Genomic DNA, 854 nt, shown 5'->3' on the forward strand with positions numbered 1-854 from the left:
ACACTATATTACAGAAAAAGAATCCGTGTAATCCGCGTAATCCGCGCCTAAAATTATATTCATACCGGAAAAGAAAAGAACAAAAGTGTTTAGTGATAAGTGATTAGCGCCATTCGGTATATTATTTTTTAGACGCGGATGACGCGGATAACGCGGATTTAAAAGGCTGCGCTATAAAAAAAGATCCGCGTCATCCGTGTCATCTGCGTCTAAAAGATTATTTATCATTTAGTTCATAACCCGTCCGAAATGAACAAGTTGCTCTCTGTTCAACTTTCCCTCACCTCTTTAAAGATATGGGATAATCGTAATATAAATACCCGTAATAATGGCCGAAGTGATAACCCCGGAAATATTCGCTCCCAAGGCATCTCCCAGGATAAACGAGTCCGGATTATCTTTGCTCACCAACTTCTGAGCCACTTTAGCCGTAGTGGGTACACAACTGACGGCGGCAATTCCGATCACCGGATTATAATTTCCCTTCTTGATAAAGTACATGATGTATCCACCCATGATGCCGCCGATACCGGAAAGCAATAATGCCACTATACCCAATACCAGCAGTTTCAGAATCTTCGGATCAAGTAACAAGTGCGCGTCACAAAGCACACCCAGCAATACGCCCAGCATAAATGTAGAACCATAAAGCAGCGGACCACTGACGAAATCATAGATATGCTTCATACCCGATTCACGTACAGCCACTCCCAGGAAGAGGGAGAAGAACAGCGGTGAAGCTACCGGGAACAGGAAACACAGCACCGCACACAGTACAGCCGAAAATGCCAGTTTCACTTTGGCATCATAATTCTTGGGAGCTTTCTTTGAAGTCATCTTGATGGCACGCAGGC

At 44.0% G+C, this 854-nt stretch carries 1 protein-coding gene; it reads right to left on the reverse strand.

Features of this window, described 5'->3' with window-relative positions; all coding sequences use genetic code 11:
• Window positions 1–288: 288 nt before the first annotated feature.
• A partial coding sequence (locus tag BACCELL_RS25630) for a sodium ion-translocating decarboxylase subunit beta (RefSeq protein WP_044154450.1) occupies window positions 289–854 on the reverse strand: 566 nt, incomplete at its 5' end.

Source organism: Bacteroides cellulosilyticus DSM 14838 (genome assembly GCF_000158035.1).
Taxonomy (GTDB): Bacteria; Bacteroidota; Bacteroidia; order Bacteroidales; family Bacteroidaceae; genus Bacteroides; species Bacteroides cellulosilyticus.